The sequence below is a fragment of the Pseudomonas sp. DrBHI1 genome, assembly GCF_002205115.1.
GTDB classification, from domain to species: domain Bacteria; phylum Pseudomonadota; class Gammaproteobacteria; order Pseudomonadales; family Pseudomonadaceae; genus Aquipseudomonas; species Aquipseudomonas mosselii.
The window spans coordinates 37,381-44,271 of record NZ_NIBE01000123.1; the positions used below are offsets into that span (position 1 = coordinate 37,381).

8 protein-coding genes are annotated in these 6,891 nt (G+C 67.2%); 6 read left to right on the plus strand and 2 right to left on the minus strand.

The window, feature by feature from the left end:
- Nucleotides 1-61: 61 nt before the first annotated feature.
- Genes CC207_RS22625 through CC207_RS22650 form a run of 6 tightly spaced genes read left to right on the plus strand, consistent with a single transcriptional unit; the run spans nt 62 to nt 4,375 of the window.
- Complete coding sequence (locus CC207_RS22625; protein ID WP_028692195.1) at nt 62-379, plus strand: hypothetical protein; 318 nt, start codon at nt 62-64, stop codon at nt 377-379.
- Entirely contained in the window at nt 376-945 is a 570-nt protein-coding gene (locus CC207_RS22630) for a DUF6162 family protein (protein WP_028692194.1), read from the plus strand. Before CC207_RS22625 ends, CC207_RS22630 begins: the two co-directional genes overlap by 4 nt.
- Before the next feature lie 10 nt (nt 946-955).
- A complete protein-coding gene (locus CC207_RS22635) occupies nt 956-1,867 on the plus strand; it encodes a metal ABC transporter substrate-binding protein (RefSeq protein WP_028692193.1) in 912 nt (303 codons plus the stop codon).
- A complete protein-coding gene (locus CC207_RS22640; RefSeq protein ID WP_028692192.1) occupies nt 1,864-2,610 on the plus strand; it encodes a metal ABC transporter ATP-binding protein in 747 nt (248 codons plus the stop codon). Before CC207_RS22635 ends, CC207_RS22640 begins: the two co-directional genes overlap by 4 nt.
- Complete coding sequence (locus CC207_RS22645; protein ID WP_028692191.1) at nt 2,610-3,509, plus strand: metal ABC transporter permease; 900 nt, start codon at nt 2,610-2,612, stop codon at nt 3,507-3,509. Before CC207_RS22640 ends, CC207_RS22645 begins: the two co-directional genes overlap by 1 nt.
- Nucleotides 3,506-4,375, plus strand: a complete 870-nt coding sequence (locus CC207_RS22650) for a metal ABC transporter solute-binding protein, Zn/Mn family (protein ID WP_088852792.1) — start codon at nt 3,506-3,508, stop codon at nt 4,373-4,375. Before CC207_RS22645 ends, CC207_RS22650 begins: the two co-directional genes overlap by 4 nt.
- Before the next feature lie 187 nt (nt 4,376-4,562).
- On the opposite strand, the gene CC207_RS22655 is transcribed toward CC207_RS22650, so the two are convergent.
- Nucleotides 4,563-5,645 (minus strand): DUF1615 domain-containing protein, encoded by a 1,083-nt coding sequence (locus CC207_RS22655; protein WP_305880228.1) that lies wholly within the window; start codon nt 5,643-5,645, stop codon nt 4,563-4,565.
- A complete protein-coding gene (locus tag CC207_RS22660; RefSeq protein ID WP_028692188.1) occupies nt 5,642-6,193 on the minus strand; it encodes an isochorismatase family protein in 552 nt (183 codons plus the stop codon). Before CC207_RS22660 ends, CC207_RS22655 begins: the two co-directional genes overlap by 4 nt.
- Between the last annotated feature and the right edge of the window lie 698 nt (nt 6,194-6,891).

Here is a 6,891-nt window from a genome sequence, read left to right on the forward strand (position 1 = left end):
TGCCACTGGCCAAGGCATCCCCCGCCACCGCGGCCTGGCTCGAGAAACAAGGAGGCAACAAATGAAACAGCTGATGCGCAGGCTCGCCCTGCCCCTCTTGGCCCTGGCCGCCACCCCGGCGCTGGCGCACAACCCGATGTGCGAGTGCACCGAACACGGCGAACAGATCACCTGCAAGGGTGGCTTCTCCGACGGCAGCGGCGCTCCCGGCGTGACTCTGGACGTGATCGGCTACGACGAGCAGGTGCTGGTGGCGAGCAAGCTCGGCGACGACTCGACCCTGACCTTCAAGCGCCCCGACGGTGAGTTCTACGTGCTGTTCGATGCCGGCCCCGGCCATGTGGTGGAAGTCGACCACGCCGATATCGGTGCGCCATGAGTCGCGCCCAGGTGGTGCGCCCGGCCGGCGCCGGGCACGAGACCCTCTACGTGCTGTTGGCCGCGCTGCTGATCGTGGTGCTGGCCGCCAGCGTGGTGGCCGCGCGCGGCGAGCGCGAGGATGAACAGGCCATCGCCGCCCACCAGCTCGACGCCCGTCGCGACCTCAATGCCGCCGAACAGGGCATCCACACCGACCTGTGGGTGGCCGTCGAAGAGATCCGTGCCCTGCGCGAGGACAACGGCACCGCCCCGGATGCACAGGCCCTGGCCGACGAGGGACTGCCGCCGTTCGTCAGCGACGCCAGCAGCCAGAGCCGCGGCAGCCACCAGTGGTCGCTGCTGGCCAACGGCGCCTACCTGGGCCGCAGCCAGGACGCCCAGGTGGCCGGCAGTTTCCTGGTAATCCTGCCCGCCGCCAGCGATGCCCAGCCGGATGTCTGGTTGCGCCGCGACAGCACCGCCCTGCCCCCCGACGCGCTGGACAGCGACGCACTGATCGCCGCCGGCTGGCAGCAGATCGTCACCCACTACGACGCCGGGGTCACCCGTCAACACCGTCACTAAGGACCTGCCCATGCTCCGCTTCGCCCGCCGCACCCTGGCGCTGCTCCTGGCCTGCGCCCTGCCCGCCGTGGCCCTCGCCGACAATGGCAAGCCGCTGCGCATCGGCATCACCCTGCACCCCTACTACAGCTACGTGAGCAACATCGTCGGGGACAAGGCCGAGGTGGTGCCGCTGATCCCGGCCGGCTTCAACCCCCACGCCTACGAACCCCGCGCCGAGGACATCAAGCGCATCGGCAGCCTCGACGTGATCGTGCTCAACGGTGTCGGCCATGACGACTTTGCCGACCGCATGATCGCCGCCAGCGAAAAACCCGATATCAAGACCATCGAGTCCAATGCCAACGTGCCGCTGCTGGCGGCCACCGGCATCGCCGCCCGCGGCGCCGGCAAAGTGGTCAACCCGCATACCTTCCTGTCGATCAGCGCCACCATCGCCCAGGTCAACAACATCGCCCGCGAGCTGGGCAAGCTCGACCCGGACAACGCCAAGTTCTACACGCAGAACGCCCGGGCCTACGCCAAGCGTCTGCGTGCCCTGCGCGCCGAGGCCCTGGCCAAGGTCACCCAGGCGCCGGACGCGACCTTCCGCGTGGCCACCATCCACGCCGCCTACGACTACCTGGTGCGCGACTTCGGCCTGGAAGTCACCGCCGTGGTGGAACCGGCCCACGGCATCGAACCGAGCCCGGCACAGCTGAAGAAGACCATCGACCAGCTCAAGGCCCTGGATGTGAAGGTGATCTTCTCGGAGATGGACTTCCCGTCAGCGTACGTCGACACCATCCATCGCGAGTCCGGCGTGCGCATCTACCCGCTCACGCACATCTCCTACGGCGACTACACCCAGGAAAAGTACGAGGTGGAGATGAAGCGCAACCTCGACACGGTGGTCCAGGCCATCCAGGAGAACCGCACGTGACCGCCGCCGCCAACCTCACAACCGCCAGCGGGCCACGCATCGAGTTCGACGGCATCGACCTCACCCTGGGCCGCACGCGCATTCTCGAGAACGTGCGCTTCAGCGTCGCCCCCGGCAGCGTGCACGCCATCGTCGGCCCCAACGGCGGCGGCAAGAGTTCGCTGATCAAGACCCTGCTCGGGCAGATGCCGCACCAGGGCCAGCTGACCCTGCACTGGCCCGGTGAGCGTGAAGTGATCGGCTACGTGCCCCAGGCTCTGGAATTCGACCGCGGCCTGCCGATGACCGTGGACGACTTCATGGCCGCCATGTGCCAGCGCCGCCCGGCGTTCCTCGGCCTGTCACGGCGCGTACGCCCGGCGATCGACGCGGCGCTGGCGCGGGTGGGCATGCTCGACAAGCGCAAGCGGCGCATGGGCGCGCTGTCCGGCGGCGAGCGCCAGCGCGTGCTGCTGGCCCAGGGGCTGATCCCCGAGCCACAGCTGCTGGTGCTGGACGAGCCGATGTCGGCCCTCGACGAGGCTGGCATCCAGGTGTTCGAGCAACTGTTGCACGGCTGGCGCCAGGCCGGCACCACCGTGCTGTGGATCGAGCACGACCTGGAAGCGGTGCTGCGCCTGGCCGACCGGGTCACCGGGCTGAGCCGCCAGGTGCTGTTCGACGCCCCGCCGGCCCAGGCCCTGACCCCCGAGCGCCTGCTCGGGCTGTTCTCCGTCCACCCGCGCAGCGAGAGCCTTGCCTGATGAGTTTCGAATCGTTCCGCCAGCTGGTCCAGGACTGGGCCACCGCTGGTTATCTGCCGGAAGCCCTGGCCTACGGTTTCGTGGTCAACGCCCTGCTGGCGGGCCTGATGATCGGCCCGGTGCTGGGCGGGCTGGGCACCCTGGTGGTGGTCAAGCGCTTCGCCTTCTTCTCCGAGGCGGTCGGCCATGCCGCGCTGACCGGCGTGGCCATCGGCATCCTGCTCGGCGAGCCCTACACCGGCCCGTACGGCAGCCTGTTCGGCTACTGCCTGCTGTTCGGCATCCTGCTCAATTTCCTGCGCAACCGCACCGGATTGTCCCCGGACACGCTGATCGGCGTGTTCCTCTCGGTGTCGCTGGCCCTGGGCGCGAGTTTGCTGCTGATGCTGGCCGGCAAGATCAACGTGCACATCCTCGAGAACGTACTGTTTGGCTCGGTGCTCACCGTCAGCGCCCATGACCTGCTGGTGCTGGGCATCGTCGCCGTGCTGGTACTGGCCTTGGCCCTGCCGCTGTACAACCGCATCATGCTGGCCAGTTTCAACCCGCAGCTGGCGGCGGTGCGCGGGGTGGCGGTGAAGACCCTCGACTACCTGTTCGTGGTGCTGGTGACCCTGGTCACCGTGGCCTCGGTGAAGGTGATCGGCGCGATCCTGGTCGGTGCCCTGCTGGTGATCCCGGCGGCGGCGGCGCGGCTGGTCAGCCAGTCGCTCAAGGGCTTCTTCTTCGTCTCGGTGATCATCGCCACCCTGAGCACCCTGCTCGGCATCCTGCTGCCGATCGTCTTTGACCTGCCAGTGCCCTCGGGCGCGGCGATCATCCTGGTCGCCGGGATCTGCTTCGCCCTTGCGGCCCTGGCCCGCGCCCTCGTCCCCCGCCTGCAAGGAAACCCGGCATGACCCTGAACAAACTGCCCCTGGTCCTGGTCCTGAGCGGCCTGCCACTGCTGGCCAGTGCCACCGAAGTGCTGACCACCCTGCCGGTGACCCACAGCCTGGCCAGCGTATTGCTCGACGGCACCTCGGTGCAGCTCAAGCGCGCCGCCCCGGCCAACCTGCCAGCCAGCCGCCAGCCGTCGTACTTCAGTGGCCGTGGCGGCGTCAACCTGCAGAAGGTGGCGCTGAAAGCCGACGCGGTGATCGGCGTGCGCTCGATCTGGCGTGACGATCCGCTCTACCCCATGGCCCGACGCAGCAACATCCGCATCGTCGAGATCGACGCCGCGCGCCCGGTGGACGGTGCCCTGCCCGGCATCGCGGTCAAGGGCGACGAGGCCTTCACTGCCTATCCCTGGCTGAACCCGACCAACCTGGGGCGCATGGCCGATGTCGTCGCCAACGACCTGGAGCGCCTCTCGCCAACAGACAAGGCCAAGATCCAGGGCAACCTCGCCGGCCTCAAACGACAGATGCTGGAGCTGACCGCCAACAGCCAGACACGCCTGGCCGAGGTCGACAACCTGACCGTGGTCAGCCTGTCCGAGCGCCTGGGCTACCTGGCCAGCGGGTTGAACCTGGATATGGTCGAACAGCCGCTGCCAGCCGACGGCAAGTGGGACGAAGCCGCGCTCAAGGCACTGGGGGAAAACCTCAAGGCGCAGGATGTGGCCCTGGTGCTGCACCATCGCCAGCCAGACGCAAAGGTGGCCGAGGCGATCGCCGCTTCCGGGGCGAAGTTGCTGGTGGTGGACAGCGATCCGGACGACACCGTGGCGGGGCTCAAGGCCAGCGTCGAGCAGGTGGTCAAGGCGCTGGGCGACAGTTGAACGCCTCTGTAGGAGCGGCCTTGCGTCGCGAAAGGGCTGCGCAGCAGCCCCAGCAATGTTGATGGTGGCTTAGAACCTGGGGCCGCTGCGCGCCCCTTTCGCGACGCAAGGCCGCTCCCACAGGGGAACCGTTCCCTGCGCAACTGCGCAGCCCCTAAGGGCTGGGCTATCGCCTACAGGGACCGCCTCAACGCTTCATGCAGCGCTGATAACGCTCATCCACCCTGCCGGCAAACCACGCCGTGGTCAGCTTGCGGGTAATCTTCGGGCTCTTCAGCTCGATCCCCGGCAGCACCGCCCGTGGCAACGCCTTGCCCGCCTTCGCCTCAGCCAGGGCGAAGACCCCGCGATACAACGCGGTGTCCTCCAGCTCCAGGCCATTTTCCTTCTCCAGCTGAGCCCTGATCTGTGGATTGCGCAGCCCAAGCTTCGCTCCCAGCTTGCGCGCCGCCTGCTCGGTGGTGCCGGGCAGGATCGCACCGGGGGCGATCAGGTCGCCGTCGAGCGCCAGCGACACCCCGCTCGCCCGGCTCAATGCCGCCTGGAACGCCGCGTTGCGGCTGGCGTACCAACCGGCGTTGAAATCGGCGAAGCGGTACAGCTGCCGCTCATAGTGGGTGGGATAGCCAAGCAGGTGGGCGATGCCGAAGTACATCCCACCGCGACGGCTGAACACCTCCTGACGGATGCTGCCCGTGTGCTCGTAGGGATAGCCTTTGGCGTGCCGCTCGGCGAAATCCACGCTGACCTGCATCGGCCCACCGGTGCGCACCGGGTTCAGCCCGCCGAGCAGCGAGCGCCCCAGCGGCAGGCCGCCGATCACCTCATCGTAGAGGGCGCTGAGCTGCTTCTCGCTGCGCACGGCGAGCAGCCGTTGCTGGTAGGTCTTGCCGTTGGCCGAGGGCGTGCTCAGGGCGCCATCGACCAACAGCCGGGGCACATGCAGGCGCGCCGCCCGTCGGTCGATCTCCTCGCGGGCGATGCGCCCCAGGTTCGGTACCTGTGGGTCGGCGTTGAAGGTGGACTCCTGCTCGGTCACCGCCAGCACCGCGCACAGGTTGCTCTTGCTCGGGCTGAGGCCCTGGGCCTGGAACGCCACCTGGATATCCTCGGCCCAGCCCTGACGGTCCTTGACCTGGGCCGGCAGCAGGTGCAGGAGCTGGGCGCGAACCTTGGCCGGGTCGGCCTCGCCGGCTTCCTCACGTTGTCCGGCGCAGCCCTGCAGCAGGCCAAGGGCCAGCAGCGCGGTGGTCAGCAGGCGGGCGTTCAGGGCTGTTCACCGACCAGGTAGGTCTTGCTGATCTGGCGGAACAGCGGGTGGCTGGAGCTGCCCAGCAACTCGAACAGCACCATCTCACGGGTGACCACCTGCGCCCCGGCATCGCGCATGCGCGCCAGGCCCGCTGCCTTGCTGGCCGGGGAACGGCTGTCGCAGGCGTCCTCGACCACGAACACCTGCTTGCCCAAGGCGCGCAGGCCGAGCACGGTCTGCAGCACGCAGACGTGGGTCTCCATGCCGCAGACGATTACCTGTTCGCGGTCGAGCAGGCTGGGGGGCAGGCATTCGGCGGCGACGCAGGAGAAGTGCAGCTTCTCGACGATCTCGGCGGCTGGCGCCGCGGCTTTGAGGGCGGCCAGGGTGTGGCCCAGGCCCTTGGGGTATTGCTCGGAGATCACCGTGGGGAGTTTTAGTTCGGCGGTGGCCGCGAGCAGCCAGCGGGCGCGGGCCGCGGTGCCCTCGGGGTCGCTCATGGCGCCTATCAGTTTTTCCTGGATGTCGATGACCAGCAGCGTGGCCTTGCGGGGATCGATCAGCATTGGCGGACTCATGGCTTGGGAGGAAGGGGTAGCCTTACCCAGGCGGGGAGTGGCGTCAATCAGAGGCTGCTGGTTTTGAAGGCGGAACCAGTAACTGCTGACATCTGAATTTAGTGCGCCTGTAGTTTTAAAGTTTGTTTTTATAGTTGTATACGCATTCATTGGCGATGGTGACGCATCGTCACCTTTTCGCCTTTACGGCGACCTACTTTTGCTCTTTCTTGGGCAAAAGTAGGCAAAAACCGCTGGCTCCATTCATCCGGCCCCTGCGCTTCGCTCCGGGGTTCCCTCGCTCCCACGCTATTCCCGCCCCAAGCTGAATCATCTGCGTGGGAGCGGGCTTGCCCCGCGAAACAATCGAGAGTTTAACTAAAAACCAACTAGCGACAGCTGCGCCAGTTCAGGCGCCGCCCGTAACTTCGCGACTTCAGGAGGCCGAACGCAGGACTTGCGGAGGGAGGTGACGGGCATGGATGCCCGTCAAGCGCTGGGGCCCAGGATGGGCCCTGCAGCGCGGTCCTCCCGGGAGCAAGGCCGGAGTGAGGGAACCCGGAGCGAAGCGGAGGGCCGGATGAATGGAGCGCCACGGCTTTGGTTACTTTGGCCACGACCAATCTATGGTCACCCCATTTTTTGCAATACTGTTCATCAGATGGAATGGATGGCTTGCTTCAATCTATCCGGCGTCTATTGGGCTC